The organism is Motilimonas cestriensis (assembly GCF_021295315.1).
GTDB classification, from domain to species: domain Bacteria; phylum Pseudomonadota; class Gammaproteobacteria; order Enterobacterales; family CBDFNC01; genus Motilimonas; species Motilimonas cestriensis.
Window position 1 is genome coordinate 50,618 of record NZ_JAIMJA010000019.1, and the last position, 19,139, is coordinate 69,756.

The following is a 19,139-nucleotide window of genomic DNA, read 5'->3' on the forward strand; positions in this document are numbered from 1 at the left end:
ATCGTGATGTTATTGGATTATGACAATAGTTTATTGAAAACGTCATTGGGTAAACTAACTTGAATGACACTGGGAGTGGTAACCAAGATGCATTCAATTCAATGCCAGTGCGGTAGCGTCCGCGGCCAACTAGAAGGCAGTGGAGTCCACAATCGACTCATCTGCCACTGTACCGATTGCCAAGCGTTCGCAAAGTTTCTTGGCAAAGCGGCTGAGGTATTAGACCCGCAAGGCGGGACTGAGATTGTGCAAGTTGCGCAACCGCGTCTTCGCTTTTTGCATGGAGAAGATCGACTTTCTGCTGTACGCCTGAGTGAGAAGGGCATGGTTCGTTGGTATGCGTCGTGCTGTAACACTCCTATCGGCAACACGATGGCCAACCCAAAAATTTCATTTATTGGATTAATTCATTCCTCTCTCGATCATGCCCAGATGGATAAAGACTTCGGAACAAATATTGCGATCTTAAATACAGATACCGCTCTGGGTGAGATAAAGCCCAAGCAGCGTGGTCTTATAGGCGTTATAACACGTTTTATCTGGCTTCTTGTCACGATGTGCATCAGTGGCCGCTACAAAAATTCGCCGCTGTTTAATGCATCAGGCTCGCCGCGAGTGGTGCCATCGATACTTACGTCCCGAGAGTTGGCGCAGTTGAAGGATGACGCATAACTAATACCTCATAACTTGGTTTCCAGCCCTTTTCTTGCTTCTGGTAATAAATAAAACCTTAGGTTAGAGTGCTTTAGATAACAACATGATTAAGGGAATATCAACATGCGCGTATACGGCGATGTGCAATCAGGTAACTGCTACAAGGTAAAACTGTTGATGGCGCTGCTGCAAATTGAGCATCAGTGGCAGGCGGTAGATATTTTAGCGGGTGATACCAAAACACCTGAATTTTTGGCTAAAAATGCCAATGGCAAAATTCCGTTAGTGGAGCTAGATGATGGCCGTTTGTTAGCCGAATCGAATGCGATTTTGGGTTACTTTGCTGCCGATACGGCGCTAATGCCAAGTGATAAATTCCAAGAAGCTAAAGTGTATGAATGGTTGTTCTTTGAGCAATACAGCCATGAGCCTTTTGTCGCAGTAGCCCGTTTTATTCAGCATTATTTAGGCATGCCAGCGGCGCGCCTAGCTGAGTATGAATCGCTACAAGCCGGTGGTAATAAAGCTTTATCGATCATGGAACAACAGCTCACGAAAACCCATTTCTTAGTGGGTGACAGTTTAACTATTGCAGACATTGCACTATATGCTTACACCCATGTGGCCGGGCAAGGTGGTTTTGATTTAAACCGCTATCCGCATATTCAAGCTTGGTGTCAGCGCATTGCGCAGCAGCCGCATTATGTGGCGCTGGGTTAAGTAATGAGGCTGCTGTTTAATGTTATGGTGACCTTGGCGTTGATAGCGGCGGGCTTGATGGCAATCTTTACGTTTACTGCGCCGCCGCTGGTGGAAGCTAATTTTGCGGAAAAAGCGCCTAACTTTTTTGTATTGGCGAGAACAAGCAAAGGATACCAAAAAATAAAGCTAGCGCATGCCTTGGCTAACCCGTCTGATTATCAGTTTTGGCTTGACCAAGAAGAAGTAGCGTTAAATGTCGGCGATATTCACCACATCCGTGTGTTGCAGTCGGATCGGGATAGCCAGCTGATCCGCTTTAATTATGTTAACAGTTACAGCTCAACCTCTATTTATCGGGTCAGTAAAGACCAGCAATTAACGCCTGTGAGTTACGAAATAAACCATCAAATGGGGCAAGGTGTGATTGTTATGATTGCGTTTATTCCTTTAATATTTATTGCCCGCTGGCTGGCAAAATTATTGGCAAATAGATTATTCCCCCCCGCGATTAAGCAAACTAATTCCTCAACTTAGGCCACATTGAGGAATTTAAACACTGCCCTTTAACCTTGTTCTTCACTAATATTCATCAGTAGGTGAATTATTGTTGAGGAGCGAGTATGGCAACGCTGAGTGAGCGGGTTGCGGGGCGACCGAAAGGGGATTCTGATGCGCGAAGTAGGTTAATTCGCGCGGCGTTGCAGCTATTCGGTAGTCGCAGCTTTGCGACGGTTTCAACGCGAGAATTAGCGCGACAAGCTGAAGTGGATGCTGCAATGATCCGTTATTACTTTGGCTCTAAAACCGGCTTGTTTGAAAGCATGGTGCGTGAAACGTTGGCACCGGTTTTAGCCAATCTACGTGACATGTCGGCCTCGGCTGCGCCCAGCGATCTTGCCAGCTTAATGCAAACTTACTACCAGGCCATGGCTCCTAACCCTGCTTTACCGCGATTAATAGTGCGAGTTTTACAAGAGCCAGAGCACAGCGAGCCGCAGCGGATTTTATTAAATGTTTTTGCTGATGTAATGGAGCTATCTCGCCAATGGTTGGCTCGTGCGTTGATTAACTCTGGCAGCTTACGTGATGAAGTGAACCCCGAATTAGCGCGTTTAAGCTTAGTTAGCTTAATGGTCTTTCCCTTAATCGCTCCGCCGGTATTGATGCAACAGTTTGGTTTTAGTGGTCAGCCCAATGAGTTAGCGCAATTAGTGGCGCATAATATCAGTGTATTACAGCATGGCTTGCTGAAGTCGTCTGACTCGGAGGACGCATAATGAAGTACTTAACTTTACTTGCTGTGTTAATGATCATCACGGGATGCACCGAGCCAGAGCCAAGGGCTTTTGGTCAGGTTGAGCGGGATCGGATGACATTAACCGCGCCTGTTAATGAAGTAATCAAGCAAATTTTGGTTGAAGAAGGGCAGCAAGTGAGTGCGGGTGACGCCTTACTGCGTTTGGATGATACGGTTGCCCAAGCACAACTGGCACAAAAACAAGCCGAGCTGGCGCAAATCCAAGCCAAGTTAGCAGAGCTGGTAGCTGGCGCGAGAGGCGAAGAAATTGCCCGTGCTAAAGCCAGCGTAGCGGAAGCGAAAGCCAATGTTACCGAAGCGCAGCAAGACTATGTACGTACTCAGCGCTTGTATAAAACGCGGGTGTTGACCAAAGCAGATTTAGACCAAGCCAAAGCTAACTTAGACACGGCAGATGCTAAGCAAGCCCAAGCCCAACAAAGTTTGAACGAGTTACAAAACGGTACGCGCAGTGAGCAAATAGATCAAGCTCGTGCCATGGTCAATGGTGCCCAAGCAGGCGTGGCCATTGCGCAAAAAAACTTGGCAGATTTAACCTTAATTACTGCACAGGCTGGCATTGTGGATGTTATGCCGTGGCAAGTAGGCGACCGTGTGGTCAAGGGGTCACAGCTGGTGGGGCTACTTGCTACCGAACGACCTTATGTAAGGGCTTATATTCCTGCCACTTGGCTCGATCGGGTATCAGTGGGGGCGCAGGTTAATGTTTTAGTGGATGGCCGTGAGCAAAGTTTAACCGGCACTGTGCGCAAGGTGCGCAGTGAGCCTGCTTATACGCCATTCTATGCATTAAACGAGCGCGATCGAGCGCGCTTAATGTACCTAGCAGATATTGATTTAGACGCCGCTGGCCAACAATTGCCCACGGGCATGGCCCTTGAAGTGGAGCTATTGCCATGAGCGCATGCTTGGCGATTGAAACTCATGGCATGAGCCGTGAGTTCGCTGGTGTGATGGCGGTTGACCAAGTCGATTTAGCCATCGCTACGGGCAGTATTTACGGCTTTTTAGGGCCGAATGGCTGCGGCAAATCTACCTCTATTAGGATGCTGACTGGATTATTAACGCCCAGTGCTGGTGAGATTAAAGTTCTCGGTGATAACTTATTTGGTGCCGAGGAAAGAATACGCCGCCGCATTGGTTATATGACGCAAAAATTCTCCTTATACGACAACTTATCGGTGTTGGAAAATCTGGAATTTGTTGCGCGAATTTATGGCTTAAAGCGCAGCGAGCGCCGCAGCCGTTTAGCTGAGTTGTTAAGCTTGTATGAATTAGCAGGGCGTGAAAAACAATTGGCTGGCTCAATGAGCGGAGGGCAAAAGCAGCGCTTAGCCTTAGCTGCTGCGACATTACATCGCCCTGAACTGCTATTTTTAGACGAGCCCACTTCGGCGGTTGATCCCGAAAATCGCCGCGAATTTTGGGAGCGCTTGTTTGATTTATGCGACCAAGGCACCACCATTTTAGTCTCAACCCATTACATGGATGAAGCCGAGCGGTGTCATGGCCTGGCTATTTTAGAGCGCGGTATTAAACGCGCCGATGGCTCGCCGCAACAATTGATGGATGCGATGAATGCACAAGTGGTTGAAGTAGCTGGAGAAGATCTGCGCTCGCTGAAACAAACCTTAGTTAAACTCCCTGAAGTACTTTCTGCCGCGCAAATTGGCAGTCGGTTGCGGGTGCTGGTGGCGCGAAAAATTGCTGACCCCCTCGCTTGGTTAAAACTGCAAGTAGGCGAGCGAGATCTGTTCTTGGTGCAGCCTAGCTTAGAGGATGTATTTGTCACTTGTACGGGAGGGGATCGGCATGTGGCTTAGGGTTTTAAAGGCTATCGTTGATTGCGCTCGAACAATTACTGCAACTCGAATGCTGGATAAACGAAAGAGTATGTTTTTCCCGCAAAAACGCGGTGAATATGTCCCTATACGCTTTGCGTTTTCATCCCTGAAAACGAAATTTTGCAGTAACAACAGACTCTACTCGACCGCGACAGGTTTAAGCAAAGCGCAGGTGAGCGTATGGGAGATTACATATGTTGCTTAGGATCTGGGCCGTTGTAGTAAAAGAGTTGCGCCAGCTTTCGCGCGACCGCATGACCTTTGGCATGATAGTGATGATCCCGCTGGTGCAGCTGATGTTATTTGGCTATGCCATCAATACCGATGCACGTCACCTTCCTGCGGGGTTAGTGAATTTAAGTGACAGTGCCTATGCACCGCGGATTGTGGCGGCCATGCAGGCCAGCCAAGTGGTTGATTTTAAATTTAACTACGCCAGCATTAACGAGGCTGAGGCGGCCATTACTAAAGGTGAGGTAAAGTCGGTGTTGTATTTACCGCCCGATTTAGCTGAGCGCTTAGTGCGTCATCCCTCGGCTAGTGGCGGGCATTATTTCGCGCAACCAGTCGGCCAATGGCTGGTGGACGGCTCGGATACTGTGGTGGCGGCGACCATCAAAACACTCAGACAAATGCCGCTGTATGATGTGATGAATTTGCCGCCCACTCACACTGTGCCCAGTTTTGAAGTGGTGCAATATTTCAATCCCGAGCAGCGTTCGGTAGTAAACATCGTGCCCGGTTTGCTGGGGGTGATTTTAACCATGACCATGGTGATGTTTACCTCGGCGGCGATTGTGCGCGAGCGTGAGCAAGGCAATATGGAGTTTTTAATCACCACACCAGTACGGCCAATGGAATTAATGGTCGGTAAAATAATGCCTTATGTGTTGGTGGGACTAATACAAGTGACCATAGTGCTAGGCGCAGGACATTTGCTATTTGACGTGCCATTTCGTGGTGGTATCGACTCAATGGCGCTAGCATCACTGTTGTTTATTTGTGCCAGTTTGACCTTAGGCTTAGTGATCTCGACCATCGCGAAAACTCAGCTCCAGTCGATGCAATTGACTATTTTTATTTTGTTACCTTCCATTTTGCTGTCGGGCTTTATGTTCCCTTACGAGGCGATGCCTGTGGCAGCGCAATGGATTGCCGAAGCGCTGCCCGCTACTCATTTTATGCGAATGTCCCGCGCCATTGTGCTACGTGATGCAGAGGTGATGGATCTAAGCCTAGATGCACTGTGGTTACTAGGATTTACTGCTATCGGTTTGTTGGTGGCGAGTTTACGTTTTTCAAAGCGGTTGGATTGATTAGGTGGTGAATTTAAGCGAACTCAGCATCGTTGAGTTCGCTTAACCAGATTACAATTCGTCTACGTTAATGCCGATGGTGATTGCGCCAATTGGAGCACCATTCTCATCGACTATGGTGGCGCTCATTTGTGACTGAAACATTTGGGTAGATTCATCTTCTTCTACTTCATCAACAAAAATAGCACCCGCCCCCATGGAGTAAGTCTGTTTAAATTTATCTTCATCCCCTTGCCAGTAGTCACTGGTCATGGAGCTTTGACCAACATTAAGGCCTTTGTTATCCATGATGAATATTTCTGTGTAAAGGCCTGCAGCGTCTGTTTCAACCTGCTTTAAGTAAGTTGAAAGCTCATTATTAAGTGTTTTATCTATTAAGGTAGTATCTCCGCCATCGACACCTGTGCGCCATTGTTGATCGAGCGAATTGATGTCGTTATCTGTTAACGACATGTTTCGTTGATTTTGTGCCTTTACTGCAGTGATAACAGTAGGAGTATTTAGCCAAGAGCTTACTTTGGTTGCAAAATGCTCTTTCATTTGTGGCGCAAAATCATTGGCTTGAACGCTGCTAGCTGCTATTAGAAGCGCGCATAAAACAATTTTTTTCATCTTTACCTCACTTTATAATGATCTATATGTCAACTACAGTTACAGCATAGTCTATTTTTTACGTTTGCTTCCTTCGCTTTTGAGTCTGGTTCTTTGGAGAATACTTTCATGCAAAATTGGTCAATCAAGGTTACTTTGTCTTGCATTATTATTGTGTTGCTCGTTGCTGGTTCGGCCTTATCATTTGCGCTAAACCGCCACCACGTTCAAACGTTAGCAAAACATCAATTTCAGCAACAAAGTTTACTAATGAGTTCTGCCATTTCGTTAAAAATTGCGGGGGCGACTCGATTCGGTAAAGTAGAAAATATTGCTGAAGATATTCAGGTTGTGAATCAGCAAAATCCCAATAGCATACTGTTTTTGCAAGTACTCGATAATGACGGTAACGTAATTTACAGTGCCGACGATTTATCGCTACAGGCAGGGCAAATAAAGCTCGTTGCTGACCACGAAAGCCAGTATCAAACCGTTAATAATACGGACTATTTAGAGGTTTGGCAGGAGATTAAATACGGTAAAAAAGACGATCTCGTAGGTCATTTAGCCGTGGCCTATAATTATCAAATGATTGCCGATGAAATTAATTCGAATAGCCGTACTTTGATTGGTTTTTTCATTGGCCAGGTTTTATTTATCACTTGCGTGGTTTACTTCTCTATCCACTGGTTGCTGAGTAAACCATTACAGCATTTTGCCTTAAGTATTAGTCGTCTAAGCAAAGGCGATGCAAATTTAAGTGCTCGTATAGAAGAGAAAGGAGCGCCAGAGCTAAAAAATATTGCGCAGTATTTTAACCAATTACTTGAAGCGTTATCTCAGTCCTTCACCCATCTTAGTGAGCAAACTTCACGATTGACGCATTTGAAAGATAACAGCCATCAATACTCACAACAATTGATTGAGTTGATTGCCAAACAAGCTGACGACGTACATCTTGCCCAGCAACAAATCGATCAAGTTAATCAAATGAGCGAAAGCATTATTAGTTCATCTTCTACCTCGAATACTAAGGTGGCAAGTATCAATCAAGATGCAACTCGTACTAATGGCACCATAGAAGAATCATTAACAGGAATAAAAGCATTTGAACAAGAAATGACGTTAACGGCAGCATCCATCAAAAATCTATCAGAGAACACGCTATCCATTACCGGTGTACTGGATGTCATTAAAAGTATTGCCGACCAAACAAATTTATTGGCCCTTAATGCTGCGATTGAGGCTGCTCGTGCGGGTGAGCAAGGCCGAGGTTTTGCCGTGGTTGCTGATGAAGTGCGCTCTTTAGCGGGTAAAACCAGTCAATCGACAGAAAAAATTAACACGATGATTTCCACGTTACAGCAAGGGGCACAACATGCTGTGGATAGTATGAATGCTAGCCAAGCTACTTTACACACTAATGTGGCGGCGATTGAGCAAGTGAGCAGTCAATTTGGTCAAATATTTGTTGAAATAGTTGACGTGATGGGTATCAACCAAGAAATAAAATCACTCGCTCTTAATCAAAATCAAGCAAGTGCAGAGCTACATCAGCGTTTAGAAGAGTTAGTTTTACAGGCGCAATCAGGCCAACAAGTGGCGACTAATGCTCATCATGCGCACCGTGAAATGGAGCAAGAGCTGACTAAAACCGTGAATTTGGTTAAGCGTTTTAATGCTGAGTAAATCTACTCTTGACCGCCTTGCCAAAACTGGCTGACGTGTTCAATAAACGCCCGTAGTTTGGCAGAGCGGTTAGCTTGATGCGGAAACAGTAAATAGATATCACGACTTAAAGTGGTGAACTCCGGCAACACTTGGATTAATTGATCTTGGCTAATCAGTGGATTAAGTAAAAAATCAGGTAGCTTGATAATGCCTTGGCCTTGCAAGGCGGCTTGAATCAGTAGCATGTTGTCGTTGATTTGCAGCGTGCCGTGGGTGTCGACATCGTATTGATTGTTTTGTTGCTCAAAGTGCCATCGCGTTAGATTGGGATCTGACAAACAGCTATGATGCGTCAAATCTAACGGTGTCACTGGGCGGCCATTTTTTGCTAAGTATTCCGGCGATGCGCAGCAAATATGTTGATAACTCAATAGCTTTTTCGCCACCATATTTTCTGGCGGCGTGTTGGTGGCACGAATGGCAAAATCAAACCGGCTGCTGGCAAGATTTTCATTTTGATAGCCAATGTTGAGGTCAAAGGTGATGCCCGGATATTGCTGCTGAAAGCGAGCACATAAAGGCAGTAAATAACGTTGGCTAAATAGCATTGGCGCGGTAATACTAATTTGCCCGGTGACATCAGTGGTGACCTGGTTTAAGCCTTTTTCTAAATTGGCAACAGATGCGTTTATTTGCCGCATTTTTTGCAGCACCTGATGCCCCGCGGCGGTGAGTTTGACGTGGCGGGTGGTGCGGATCAGTAAGCTTACTGCCAGCTCTTTTTCTAAGGTGTTAATTTGCGTGGATAAATAGCTGCGCGAGATTCCCAGGTTTTCAGCGGCTTTGGCAAAGTTTAAGGTTTCCGCCACTTCACTAAATAAGTGGTAACGTTCAAAGCGTTTATGGGCTTTTTGCATGGCGCTAGTCTCTCTATATCTCACAATACGACTCATTGTGGTTAATCATCAGCAAAAATGCATCCTATTGTTCGCTATATCGAACAGTTAGTTTTTGTTTTGGCCTTTAATCTGACCCGTTGGCGGCATAGGATGGGATCAGTAAATGATATTTTCTACTTGGTTAGGAGCTTTATTATGAATGCATTACCTTCATCGTTATTTTCCCCATTAGTGCAAGGCTATTGGCGCATGGCCCATTGGAACATGACGCCGCAGCAACGCCTGACGTTTATTAAGCAACACGTTGAGCTAGGCGTAACCAGTGTCGATCATGCGCCGGTGTATCAAAGTGAAGCCCTGTTTGGTGAAGCGTTAGCGCTCGAGCCGAGTTTACGCGCCCAACTGCAAGTGATTTCTAAGTGCGGCATCATTCCAGGTCAAGGCGAACAAGTGGCCCATTACGACAGCGGTCAGGCCGAGATTATTACCTCGGTGGAGCGTTCGTTAACCAATTTGCAAGTTGAAAAACTGGATGTGCTGTTAATTCATCGCCCTGATTTATTAATGCAAGTAGATGAAATGGCAGAAGCTTTTGCGCAGTTAAAAGCAGCGGGAAAGGTTGAGCATTTTGGCGTGTCTAACTTCAGCGTGGCGGAATTTAACCTATTACAATCGCGCTTAGATGTGCCGCTGGTGACCAACCAAATTGAAATCAACCCAATCAATATGCAAGCCACCGAAGATGGCACCTTGGCACAAATGCAGCAACTAAAGGTGCGACCCATGGCATGGTCTTGCTTAGCAGGCGGGCAGTTGTTTAATGGTGAGTCAGAGCAGGCCAAACGCGTGCAACACACCTTACAACAAGTGGCGGATGAAATTGGCGCAAGCTGCATTGATGAAGTAGCGTATGCTTGGGTGATGAAGCTACCCGCCAACCCTGTACCAATTATTGGCAGCGGCAAAATTGCACGGGTGCAAACTGCGGTTAATGCCCTTGAGTTAACCATGACGCGCGAACAATGGTATCGCATTTGGACTGCATCAAAAGGGCATGGTGTGGCTTAGTTCTTAATCGTATTTATCGCCCCATCACTGGGGCGCCTTGTATGTTGAACTTGTTGATTCGTGTTTTTTGTGGGACCTGAGCTTGCTCAGGGAATTTGTGATATTCGCAGAGCAAGCTCTGCTCCTACGTTGGCGCAACATCATGTAGAGCAGCAGTTATTCTGCGATAACTGCTGCGATTATAAGCAGCACCTAAATCTAGGCTTAAACCAAACACATCAACATTTTTTATGAATAGTTTACTCAGTCTTAGCCCTTGTCAGTGCAGCACTTAACATGAACAAGTTACATTTGTATCGAGTCTGTTGAAGAATAATACTTGTCTTACATATCAATCATTGAATTTCATGTATCTATCACATTTATCGTGCAAAGAATCGTTTCGGCGTCCGCAAATAAGATAAGATTAAAACTCACATTTTAATCAAGGAATGATCATGAAAGGTTTGTCGCTATCTTTATGTGCGTTATCTGTTGTTGCCTCAAGTGCTGCAATGGCATGGAATAATACAGAATATTCACATACCAATGGATTGGTTGAACGTATTCAAGTGTATGGTGAGTCACTAGAAAATAATGTTGTTGGTGATTATGCTAGCCGAGAAGTGTTTGTCTATCTTCCTCCCAGTTATTACGAAAATGATGAAAAAAACTACCCCGTTGTTTATGTGCTGCATGGTTTAGGTGGCACTGCACAAGGCTTTTTCGCTAATGGTGAAAATGATCCTAACTTAGATAAAGTGATGGACGATCTGATTGCTTCGGGTGACATTAACGAAATGATTTTAGTGGTGCCTGATACTTACAATTACACTTTGGGCAGTTGGTATCAAAATTCAGCGGTGACAGGTAACTGGCAAGAGTACTTGTTGGATGACTTAATTCCGACGATTGATGAGCGTTTTCGCACTATTGATGATGCCCAAGGGCGAGGCATTTTAGGCCATTCTATGGGTGGTTATGGTGCCATCTCTACAGTGTTGGCAGAGCCGGAAGAATTCTCAGCGGTTGCTGCAATGAGCCCATCATTTCTTGTTAATGATTTCTCGCCTAGTTTATGCGGCTATTTTTATTCGTTGCAAATGGATACCCTACAAAACTGGAATGGTAACCCGAGTGAATTAAGTTACGACACCTATGTCACTTTTTCATTAATGCAACTTTCTTCTCCCGATCTAAATAATCCACCTAGCTATGTTAAAAAAGAGCTCGGCTTACAAGATTTAAATGCTTGTGCGGCGTTAGATTTACCGTCACAAATTAGCGCTCAGCAACCGAGCGTGAAAGATTTTGGTCATATCGCGGTTCGAACGGAAATTGGTAATCAAGAGATGTTAACTCCTGCAACCTATCAGGTAAGTGAGTTATTAAAAGGTCTTGGTATGCAAACCAGTTTTAATGAATTTGAAGGTGGTCATTTAGACAAATTAAGTGTGACAATTTACGACAACATTAAGTTTATGAGTGCAAATCTAGCCGCTTCTGAGTTAGATGATTAACCAGTAAAAGTGCCTTATCGCTGTATTAATCAAAAATAGACGCTGCTCCTACGTGCGTTTGTAGCATGTGTAGGAGCAGCAGTAATGCTGCGATATGCTGATAATTACACCAAACTCATCAACATTTCTTCTGAGTATTCAACCAACTCTTTGCCTTCGCGAACGCGGGCTACGTAGTCAGGGTTGGCAATGAACGGGCGACCAATCGCTAATAAATCATACTTATTTTCGGCGATGGCGGCGCTGCCCATCTCGGCGGTGAGGCTGCCCACACCCACTAAGGTTTTGTTGTAATTGGCGCGAATGTAACTGGATACGCGGCCACCTAAGTAATCAAACTCGAGTGCGTCATCAAAAATACCGACGTGAACAAAAGCTAAGTTACGGCTTTCTAATTGCGCGAGTAGGTAATCAAATACGGCGCGATCGCGGGGATCGGCGGGCAAATGTACATAAGCGCCCGGAGAGATGCGAATAGCGGTGCGATCTTGACCGATTTCGGCAATCACAGCATCTACCACAGCAAGGGGAAAGCGCGCCATGTTTTCTGGGGTTTCACCAAACTCATCACTACGTTGGTTACTGCCGTAATGTAAGAACTGATCGATTAAGTAGCCATTTGCGCCGTGAATTTCCACGCCGTCAAATCCAGCAATGATCGCATTGGCAGCCGCTTGTGCGTAGTCTGCTACGAGTTGTTCAATGTCTGCTTTGGTTGCAGGTGTTGGCTTTTGATAAACCAGCTCGCGCATTCTAGGCACCGTGCCTTCAAAGGCGATGGCAGAAGGGGCGATAACCGCATCACTGCCGGTTTTTTCACTGAAAAAGTGTGGGTGTGCTACGCGGCCTGTGTGCCATAACTGCGCAAAAATTTTACCACCGTTGTCATGCACGGCTTGGGTCACTTTTTTCCAGCCTTCTACTTGTGCTGCAGTAAATAAGCCCGGGGTATTGGGATAGCCTTGGCCATCAGGGCGAATAATGACCGCTTCTGAAATGATTAAACCCGCCTCGGCGCGGCGACCATAATACTCAGCCATGGCTTGAGTCGGCACTAAGTCGTCATCTGCCATGCAGCGAGTGAGCGGCGCCATTAGAATGCGGTTGTTTAGGGTAATCGTTTCATTAAGGGCAAAAGGTTGAAAAAGATTGTCCGTCATATGGCCTCGGTGGTTACTGTTGTATTTTGAATGTTCGTTCAAGATATGCTTATTTGAATGCTTGTTCAAGTATTATTTTGAACAAACGTTCAAAATTAAGTACAATGTCAGCAATCCGATATTGCATGAGTATGCCGATGAGAAACGCCGAATTTGACCGAGAAAAAGTGCTGCGCTCAGCCATGACCGCCTTTATGGACAAGGGATACGGCAAAACCAGTATGCAAGATCTCAAGGCCGCGACGGGATTGCATCCGGGCTCGATTTATTGTGCGTTTGATAACAAACGTGGTTTGTTGTTGGCGGCTTTAGAGCAGTATCGGCTGGATCGTAGCGTTGAGTTTGCCGATTTTTTTTGTGGCGACGAGCCGGTGCTGACACAGCTAAAAACCTATCTCGACGATCAGGTACAAAAATGCCTCAGTTGCGATAGCAGCCAAACTTGCCTATTAACCAAAGCGTTAAACGAAATGGCCGAACAAGATGCAGAAGTACAGCAAATTATCGCTGACAGCCTCGCGGCATGGCAACAGGCGTTAACGCAATTATTTGAGCGGGCGACGATGCAAGGGGAGCTCACTTCAGGTCGAGATTGCGAGCATTTAGCGCGTTATTTGGCAATGGGTATTTATGGCCTACGCACCTTTGCTCATACCCATCCTGATGCTGAAACACTTCAAGCTTTGGCTGATCAACTTTATCACGACATTTGTGCTTAAGTAGGCACTAAATATTTTTACAAGGATGCAAAATATGATAGTGATTTATGGTATCGATGAACAACTCAATCCAATTAAAGCCAAGCTTTCTGATGTGATCCATAACGTCATGCAAAGTGTGCTGGGCATGCCGGAAGACAAACGCGCCCATCGTTTTATACCTATGGATAAAAGTGATTTTTATGCTCCCGGTGGTCGTAGCGATGCTTATACCGTGATTGAAATTAACCTAATGGCGGGGCGTGAAATCGAAACACAAAAGCGACTAATTAAAACGCTGTTTGTCGACATTGAACAACAGCTTGGCATCAAACCGGTGGATATTGAAGTGATCATTAAAGAGCAAGCGCCTTATCAATGGGGTTTTCGTGGTATGACTGGGGATGAAGTGACTGATTTAACTTATAAAGTGAATGTTTAGGTAGCCTGATGTGATGGCGCTGCGACAGAGCATGTTTTTTCTGCAAAACGCATTGAATTTATCCCGATACGCTTTGTTTTCCCCCTGAAAGGAATTTGCCGAAAAAAATACCTATTAGTTTTCTAGCCCGCGCGATGGCGCGTCGGTTGGGTTGATGTCTGTAATGACTTACGGAATATAATCTTGCCAAGCCTTACAATTGTTAACACTAAAACGAATCAAAAACCATTATCTTCAGAATGAACCTTATTCGTTGCAACTGTGTTTTTGTGAGGATTTATGAATCGTTTCTTAAAAATGGTAGTACTGCCGTTGGTATGTTTACTTTCAGCATGCAGTAATGCCCTAGATAATATTCTGTTTAATCTTGTGCCTCATCCACAAGAGCCGCAAGAGAGGCAATATAATATTAGGCAAGTGGAATTCGTTAACCCTATTGATGGCACCCTGTTAGCTGGCGAGCTGACTTATCCAGCAGAAGGAGAGAGTTTTCCTGCGGTGGTGTTAATTTCAGGTCATGAAAGCGGGGCTCCTCCTGCGAGTCGGAATGATGAGATAGCAGGGCATCAATATTTTTTAGTTATTTCCCATTTATTAACTCAGCGCGGTTATGCGGTACTTCGTTACGACAACCGAGGAGTTGGCGATAGTACGGGAGATTATATGACAGCTTCTGATAATGAGTTTTCTGCTGATGCGGCCGCTGCCCTAAAATGGTTGCGTGAAAATTCAAATATTCGGCTGACTTCATCTGGTTTTTTGGGGCACTCTCAAGGAGGTATTAAAGCCTTGCTTGCCGCGGAAATAGAGCACCCTGATTTTATTATTAGTTTGGCAGGTATTAGTGTAGAAACCACCGCTCAGGCTGTGGTGCGCCAGAATCAAGAAATCAATCGTGCCAATGGTATTCCGCAATCTTTATCTGATTTGCAAGCTAAAGAATTAAAAGATATTTTTGAAATTCTTAGGATCTCAAGCACAAAAGAGCAAGCCCAATCATTATTACGAGAATATACCCTTAATGCAGGGATCACAGATGCGGATCATATTCAAAATGTGGTAGACCAATTTGGATCTAATTGGTGGTTCACTGAAGCACATCGGGATATAAAACCTTTAATTAAGAAATACCGCGGCCCTATATTGGCGTTATTTGGCTCAAAAGACCTACTGGTCTCAGCTGCTATTAATGAAGCTCCAACTCGTCATTTGCTGCGCCATCCGCAATCAGAAGTGCACACTTTTGACAACTTAAATCACTTATTCCAAACGGCGAAAAAGGGAACGGGGCCGCAAGAATATTGGGAAATTGAAACCACTATTGAGGAGTATGTGATTGAAAAAATTGATGATTGGACAAAGTCAATCAGCAGCATGCCCTGATAAGAATGGTGGCATTTAGTATTAATTAAATCCAACACTCGGATTTGGCGTTGTGCACTAACAAAATCGCCGCTAAATCTTACAATTGCTAACACTAAAATGTATTAAAAACCATTATCTTATCTGAGTAAGAAATTGGCATTAGTTATTTACATTAAAAGGGAAAAGGACATGAAATCAACAAGGTTTGACGTAATTAAGAAATGCTCGTTATTGGGTTGCTTGGTGCTCAGTGGATTTGTATTGAGTGGTTGTGGCTCGAGTGACTTGAAAAAACTAATCGAAACTAAGGCGCATTTCACCTATATCAATACCACAGATAAAGCGGCGAATTTTTACTTAATGCGTGATGATGTATTAGATGATGACGAGCAAGATGAGCTGTTTAATGGCGGACATCAAGTGTTCAGTAACGTTGCTGTGAATGAGGCGCAAACATACTCCCACACGTATAGAGCGCATCAAACTGGCGTGCATTTAGGTGTTAGTGATAGTAACACACTGATAAAACAAGCTAAAACGAGCGTTAATCTCGACTTTGAATATAAAGAAACACCTAAATTATGGGTCGTTGCTTGGATGATGAGCTCGCAATTTAAGCTGACATACTTTGGCAAAGAATCATCGGATCAAGACGGCGTTTACAAAGTTCGCCTATTCACCCATACCGCGATGCCAGTCAGTATTAATGGCTCAGGTCAAGTCGACCTCACCACTGAACAAGGTAAAGCGACACGGGCTTTAGCGATTAACAATTGTGCTTCAGGGTTAGAAGTGGGTGGCAATAAAATTGATTTGTGTAATGCCGATTTAGGCCGCTCTTACTTAGTTGTTATCGACCAAACCGGTCTGCGCAGCTTAATGCCTGAATCATAAAATAGACTGTTAGGAGGCGCGCGATGGATATTAATATTAGCCAATGGAAGTGGTTGATGACATTGTGGTTGACCATTTCTTCTTTCATTTTGTTTCTATTCATTTCAGCGGTGAACGCCAATGCTCAGCCGATAACGTTCCAAGATGGTGAAAATAAACTATCGGGTGAGTATTTAACGCCTTTACACAACCAGCCAGCGAAAGCTGTGCTGGTGTTTGTTCATGGCGATGGCGCGCAAACGTATGATGCCGATGGTTATTATGAGTTAATCTGGGATCAATTGAGAGCCCAAGGCTATGCCGTTTTGAGTTGGGATAAGCCCGGAGTGGGTGACTCTTTGGGTAACTGGCTCGATCAAACTATGCAGGATCGTCAACAAGAAGTGATGGCGGCGGTTGAATGGGTACAACAAAACCATGGTTTTACTGCTAGCAACACTGGTTTGATTGGCTTTAGCCAAGCGGGTTGGGTCGTGCCTGCATTGGCAAGCAATGATAATAAAGTGGGGTTTGCTATTGGGGTGGGGTTTGCGAAAAACTGGATAGAGCAAGGTCGCTACTATACTCAGACCAAGCATCAATTAGCCGACGATAATAAGGCGGATATTCAGGCGGCAATCGCCCAATACAATGATGAGGTTAACTTCTTTAAATCGGCATTGCCTTCTGATTACAAACGTAACGATTCGATGTCGAGACAACGGTTTCAGTTTGTTATTAAAAATATTAACGCTGACGCCAGTGCAGAATACAAAAAGATTAATATTCCCACTTTATTGTTGTGGGGAAAGGATGACTTGAATGTTGATGCCAAAGCTGAATTTGCTTATTGGCAACAGCAGCCTAACCCATATGTCACTACGGTTTTATTGGACGACGCTAACCACGGTTTACTCGACTCGAAGCAGTTTAGTCGCCAAAGCTATGGCATTAAAGATTGGTTAAAGCTGGCTTGGCTGGGAGAAGATGCAATGGCGAGCGATGTGATGCCGACGCTACTTCGTTGGCTAGAGCAGTTACCACTTCCTGAGCCGATAAAGTAAAGCAGGCCATGCTAGCTTAACTTTTAACTTGATGATTAATAGTAAATTATTAAGGTAGAAAAAATGAATTTCACCCTACGTTTTATTTTTACCTTGCTGTGCGCTGGCGTTTTGTCTGCTCATGCTAGCACTGTACCGCCGTCCTCTGAACCATTAGCCGATAAGATATTAGGCGATTGGCACTGTTCATTTGCAGTAAAAGAAAGTGGCGCTAAAGTGTCGATAGAATCTGATGATCGATTTATGCGTGGCGGCCAGTTGGCCAGCAAAGGGGTATTAAAAGCCACATTCTCCCCTGAATTGCCCGAGATAGAATATGCCGTTAATAGCAAGGCCAGTTGGAAGGTAGAGCAGGGTTACTTGGTGACCACTCTAACCGATGTGAGCGTGGTGAACTTAACGGATCCTGAATTTGACGACATCGTTAATCCGCAGCAATTGTTCCCCGTTAATGTGAGTGAGTCATTACAAATTTTGGCTATTTCGAGCTCAAGTATGGTCTTGAAAAGTGCCGCTGCAGGGCAAGAATACCGTTGTAAAAGAATTAATTAGTTTTAACGGGGCGTGACTAAAAGTTCGCTCTCAGAGTAGGCAGTCTAAATTAAGCTCATATAATGAGCTTAATTTGGTTGTAAAAGCGACTTTACAAAATAGTTAACAATCTTGGTTGAGTGTCGGCAGGCTCACTTTAGAATAACGACGTTAACTTTACATGCTCAGCAAGCAGCTGAATCAATGGAAAAGATGGTTAAGGATGGGGTTTTGAATAAGCTAAAGATATTGTTACCTGTTTTAGTGCTCGGATTGGGTGTTGGTGGATATTTTGGTTTGGCTTCTCTAGAGCAGCCGCCACAGCAGAAACCACCGGAAACCAAGCTGGTACAAGTCAGTGTGCTGGAAAACCATTATCAACCCATGACCTTAACCGTGTCTTCTTATGGCATTGTTAGTGCAAAATATGAAACTGAACTTGTGGCCCAAGTGGGTGGTGAAATCACGTATTTGTCACCGCAGTTTATTCGTGGTGGTTTCGTTAAAAAAGGCGACGTACTGGCCAAAATTGACCCTAGTGATTACGAAGTCGATTTAATTCAAGCCCAAGCAAATCTAGCGGCCGCCAAAGCTGCGTTGGTACAAGAAGTGGCCTACGGCAAAGTGGCTAAAGAGCAATGGTCTGACATTAAAAGTAAGCTACCAACCGAGCTCAGCTTGCGTAAACCACAACTGGCACAAGAGCAAGCCAAGTTAAAATCGGCTGAGGCAGGTTTAAAACAAGCGCAGCGTAATCTTGATCGCACTATTATTCGCGCCCCTTATGATGCATTAATTGCTAGTCGCAGTATTGGCCCCGGTGGCTATGCCGCTCCCGGCTCAGTGCTCGGTCGTTTACTGAGTACCGAGCAAGGTGAAGTGCGCTTGCCGCTGGCACAGCAAGAATTTAAGTACTTAGCGAATCAAGGCATTGGTGCTGGCGTTATATTTACCTTAGGTAAAACCTTATTCCACGGCAAAATTGTCCGTAATGAAGGGGTGATTGATAACAGTAGCCGTATGGCCTATTTAGTCGCAGAAATAAAAGACCCTTATGCACAACAATCGGCGAACGTAATCTTGCCCTTTGGTAGCTATGTCAGCGCTGAAATTGAAGGCATCAGCGCGGGTGAAGTGAGCGTGTTGCCGCGTCATTTGGTGACGGATGATCAAGTAGCGGTACTGACCTCTGAGCGTACCTTAGCGTACCGCCAAGTGGAGGTGTTGCGCTATAACGCCGGTGAAGCGGTTATCAGCTCAGGCTTAGAAGACGGTGATATGGTCATTAACTCAGCACTCGACTATGCCATGCCGGGCATGAAGTTGGATTGGGTCGATGACCCTGAAAAACCAGTAATAGAGCATGAAGGTTCAACTGAGCCAGCCAGTAACGATGCGCTCGCACGTGAAAGTGCAACTGAGAACGCGGTGAAGGAGGGTTAAT

Annotated in this window: 20 protein-coding genes; 17 read left to right on the top strand and 3 right to left on the bottom strand. The window is 45.0% G+C overall.

Annotated features, from left to right (window positions below):
- Positions 1-87: 87 nt before the first annotated feature.
- From K6Y31_RS16720 to K6Y31_RS16750, 7 genes are all read left to right on the top strand, one after another.
- A complete protein-coding gene (locus tag K6Y31_RS16720) occupies positions 88-672 on the top strand; it encodes a DUF6151 family protein (RefSeq protein ID WP_233054075.1) in 585 nt (194 codons plus the stop codon).
- A gap of 105 nt (positions 673-777) precedes the next feature.
- Positions 778-1,374, top strand: a complete 597-nt coding sequence (locus K6Y31_RS16725; protein ID WP_233054076.1) for a glutathione S-transferase family protein — start codon at positions 778-780, stop codon at positions 1,372-1,374.
- A gap of 3 nt (positions 1,375-1,377) precedes the next feature.
- Positions 1,378-1,890 carry a hypothetical protein gene (locus K6Y31_RS16730; RefSeq protein WP_233054077.1) on the top strand — a complete coding sequence of 171 codons (513 nt, stop codon included), beginning with the start codon at positions 1,378-1,380 and terminating at the stop codon, positions 1,888-1,890.
- A gap of 86 nt (positions 1,891-1,976) precedes the next feature.
- On the top strand, positions 1,977-2,633 hold the full coding sequence (locus K6Y31_RS16735) for a TetR/AcrR family transcriptional regulator (protein WP_232803300.1): 657 nt from the start codon (positions 1,977-1,979) through the stop codon (positions 2,631-2,633).
- A gap of 29 nt (positions 2,634-2,662) precedes the next feature.
- Positions 2,663-3,574 carry an HlyD family secretion protein gene (locus tag K6Y31_RS16740; protein ID WP_427901912.1) on the top strand — a complete coding sequence of 304 codons (912 nt, stop codon included), beginning with the start codon at positions 2,663-2,665 and terminating at the stop codon, positions 3,572-3,574.
- Entirely contained in the window at positions 3,571-4,497 is a 927-nt protein-coding gene (locus tag K6Y31_RS16745; protein ID WP_233054079.1) for an ABC transporter ATP-binding protein, read from the top strand. Before K6Y31_RS16740 ends, K6Y31_RS16745 begins: the two co-directional genes overlap by 4 nt.
- Before the next feature lie 215 nt (positions 4,498-4,712).
- Positions 4,713-5,834: an ABC transporter permease gene (locus tag K6Y31_RS16750; RefSeq protein ID WP_233054080.1), complete on the top strand. Its 1,122-nt coding sequence runs from the start codon at positions 4,713-4,715 to the stop codon at positions 5,832-5,834.
- Positions 5,835-5,885: 51 nt separating this feature from the next.
- Here the strand turns inward: K6Y31_RS16750 and K6Y31_RS16755 are convergent, their stop codons facing one another.
- The gene (locus K6Y31_RS16755) at positions 5,886-6,446 is read right to left on the bottom strand and encodes a hypothetical protein (RefSeq protein ID WP_233054081.1); all 561 of its coding nucleotides are present in this window, start codon (positions 6,444-6,446) and stop codon (positions 5,886-5,888) included.
- Between the two features lie 108 nt (positions 6,447-6,554).
- On the opposite strand from K6Y31_RS16755, the gene K6Y31_RS16760 reads away from it, so the two are divergent.
- Positions 6,555-8,114 (top strand): methyl-accepting chemotaxis protein, encoded by a 1,560-nt coding sequence (locus K6Y31_RS16760; protein ID WP_233054082.1) that lies wholly within the window; start codon positions 6,555-6,557, stop codon positions 8,112-8,114.
- 2 nt (positions 8,115-8,116) lie between these two features.
- On the opposite strand, the gene K6Y31_RS16765 is transcribed toward K6Y31_RS16760, so the two are convergent.
- Positions 8,117-9,013 carry a LysR family transcriptional regulator gene (locus K6Y31_RS16765; RefSeq protein WP_233054083.1) on the bottom strand — a complete coding sequence of 299 codons (897 nt, stop codon included), beginning with the start codon at positions 9,011-9,013 and terminating at the stop codon, positions 8,117-8,119.
- 177 nt (positions 9,014-9,190) lie between these two features.
- On the opposite strand from K6Y31_RS16765, the gene K6Y31_RS16770 reads away from it, so the two are divergent.
- Positions 9,191-10,063, top strand: coding sequence for an aldo/keto reductase (locus K6Y31_RS16770; RefSeq protein WP_233054084.1), 873 nt, complete (start codon positions 9,191-9,193; stop codon positions 10,061-10,063).
- Between the two features lie 437 nt (positions 10,064-10,500).
- Positions 10,501-11,562 carry an alpha/beta hydrolase gene (locus K6Y31_RS16775; protein WP_233054085.1) on the top strand — a complete coding sequence of 354 codons (1,062 nt, stop codon included), beginning with the start codon at positions 10,501-10,503 and terminating at the stop codon, positions 11,560-11,562.
- Positions 11,563-11,666: 104 nt separating this feature from the next.
- On the opposite strand, the gene K6Y31_RS16780 is transcribed toward K6Y31_RS16775, so the two are convergent.
- Complete coding sequence (locus tag K6Y31_RS16780; protein WP_233054086.1) at positions 11,667-12,722, bottom strand: alkene reductase; 1,056 nt, start codon at positions 12,720-12,722, stop codon at positions 11,667-11,669.
- Between the two features lie 137 nt (positions 12,723-12,859).
- Between K6Y31_RS16780 and K6Y31_RS16785 the strand changes: the two genes are divergently transcribed.
- From K6Y31_RS16785 to K6Y31_RS16815, 7 genes are all read left to right on the top strand, one after another.
- Positions 12,860-13,441, top strand: coding sequence for a TetR/AcrR family transcriptional regulator (locus K6Y31_RS16785; protein WP_233054087.1), 582 nt, complete (start codon positions 12,860-12,862; stop codon positions 13,439-13,441).
- Between the two features lie 34 nt (positions 13,442-13,475).
- Positions 13,476-13,862: a tautomerase family protein gene (locus K6Y31_RS16790; RefSeq protein WP_233054088.1), complete on the top strand. Its 387-nt coding sequence runs from the start codon at positions 13,476-13,478 to the stop codon at positions 13,860-13,862.
- Positions 13,863-14,141: 279 nt separating this feature from the next.
- Positions 14,142-15,245: an alpha/beta hydrolase gene (locus K6Y31_RS16795; RefSeq protein WP_233054089.1), complete on the top strand. Its 1,104-nt coding sequence runs from the start codon at positions 14,142-14,144 to the stop codon at positions 15,243-15,245.
- Between the two features lie 171 nt (positions 15,246-15,416).
- Positions 15,417-16,121: a hypothetical protein gene (locus K6Y31_RS16800; protein ID WP_233054090.1), complete on the top strand. Its 705-nt coding sequence runs from the start codon at positions 15,417-15,419 to the stop codon at positions 16,119-16,121.
- Positions 16,122-16,144: 23 nt separating this feature from the next.
- Positions 16,145-17,164 carry an alpha/beta hydrolase family protein gene (locus tag K6Y31_RS16805; protein WP_233054091.1) on the top strand — a complete coding sequence of 340 codons (1,020 nt, stop codon included), beginning with the start codon at positions 16,145-16,147 and terminating at the stop codon, positions 17,162-17,164.
- A 63-nt stretch (positions 17,165-17,227) separates the two neighbouring features.
- A complete protein-coding gene (locus tag K6Y31_RS16810) occupies positions 17,228-17,716 on the top strand; it encodes a hypothetical protein (RefSeq protein ID WP_233054092.1) in 489 nt (162 codons plus the stop codon).
- Positions 17,717-17,926: 210 nt separating this feature from the next.
- On the top strand, positions 17,927-19,138 hold the full coding sequence (locus K6Y31_RS16815; RefSeq protein ID WP_233054093.1) for an efflux RND transporter periplasmic adaptor subunit: 1,212 nt from the start codon (positions 17,927-17,929) through the stop codon (positions 19,136-19,138).
- The last annotated feature ends 1 nt before the right edge of the window (position 19,139 follow it).

Bases quoted from the DNA above. Each gene is read 5' to 3' on its own strand.
- K6Y31_RS16745 (WP_233054079.1), top strand. From the start codon at position 3,571: ATGAGCGCATGCTTGGCGATTGAAACTCATGGCATGAGCCGTGAGTTC.
- K6Y31_RS16770 (WP_233054084.1), top strand. From the start codon at position 9,191: ATGAATGCATTACCTTCATCGTTATTTTCCCCATTAGTGCAAGGCTAT.
- K6Y31_RS16720 (WP_233054075.1), top strand. From the start codon at position 88: ATGCATTCAATTCAATGCCAGTGCGGTAGCGTCCGCGGCCAACTAGAA.
- K6Y31_RS16790 (WP_233054088.1), top strand. From the start codon at position 13,476: ATGATAGTGATTTATGGTATCGATGAACAACTCAATCCAATTAAAGCC.
- K6Y31_RS16740 (WP_427901912.1), top strand. From the start codon at position 2,663: ATGATCATCACGGGATGCACCGAGCCAGAGCCAAGGGCTTTTGGTCAG.
- K6Y31_RS16730 (WP_233054077.1), top strand. From the start codon at position 1,378: ATGAGGCTGCTGTTTAATGTTATGGTGACCTTGGCGTTGATAGCGGCG.
- K6Y31_RS16775 (WP_233054085.1), top strand. From the start codon at position 10,501: ATGAAAGGTTTGTCGCTATCTTTATGTGCGTTATCTGTTGTTGCCTCA.
- K6Y31_RS16760 (WP_233054082.1), top strand. From the start codon at position 6,555: ATGCAAAATTGGTCAATCAAGGTTACTTTGTCTTGCATTATTATTGTG.
- K6Y31_RS16810 (WP_233054092.1), top strand. From the start codon at position 17,228: ATGAATTTCACCCTACGTTTTATTTTTACCTTGCTGTGCGCTGGCGTT.
- K6Y31_RS16805 (WP_233054091.1), top strand. From the start codon at position 16,145: ATGGATATTAATATTAGCCAATGGAAGTGGTTGATGACATTGTGGTTG.
- K6Y31_RS16765 (WP_233054083.1), bottom strand. From the start codon at position 9,013: ATGCAAAAAGCCCATAAACGCTTTGAACGTTACCACTTATTTAGTGAA.
- K6Y31_RS16785 (WP_233054087.1), top strand. From the start codon at position 12,860: ATGAGAAACGCCGAATTTGACCGAGAAAAAGTGCTGCGCTCAGCCATG.
- K6Y31_RS16750 (WP_233054080.1), top strand. From the start codon at position 4,713: ATGTTGCTTAGGATCTGGGCCGTTGTAGTAAAAGAGTTGCGCCAGCTT.
- K6Y31_RS16780 (WP_233054086.1), bottom strand. From the start codon at position 12,722: ATGACGGACAATCTTTTTCAACCTTTTGCCCTTAATGAAACGATTACC.
- K6Y31_RS16755 (WP_233054081.1), bottom strand. From the start codon at position 6,446: ATGAAAAAAATTGTTTTATGCGCGCTTCTAATAGCAGCTAGCAGCGTT.
- K6Y31_RS16735 (WP_232803300.1), top strand. From the start codon at position 1,977: ATGGCAACGCTGAGTGAGCGGGTTGCGGGGCGACCGAAAGGGGATTCT.
- K6Y31_RS16725 (WP_233054076.1), top strand. From the start codon at position 778: ATGCGCGTATACGGCGATGTGCAATCAGGTAACTGCTACAAGGTAAAA.
- K6Y31_RS16795 (WP_233054089.1), top strand. From the start codon at position 14,142: ATGAATCGTTTCTTAAAAATGGTAGTACTGCCGTTGGTATGTTTACTT.
- K6Y31_RS16800 (WP_233054090.1), top strand. From the start codon at position 15,417: ATGAAATCAACAAGGTTTGACGTAATTAAGAAATGCTCGTTATTGGGT.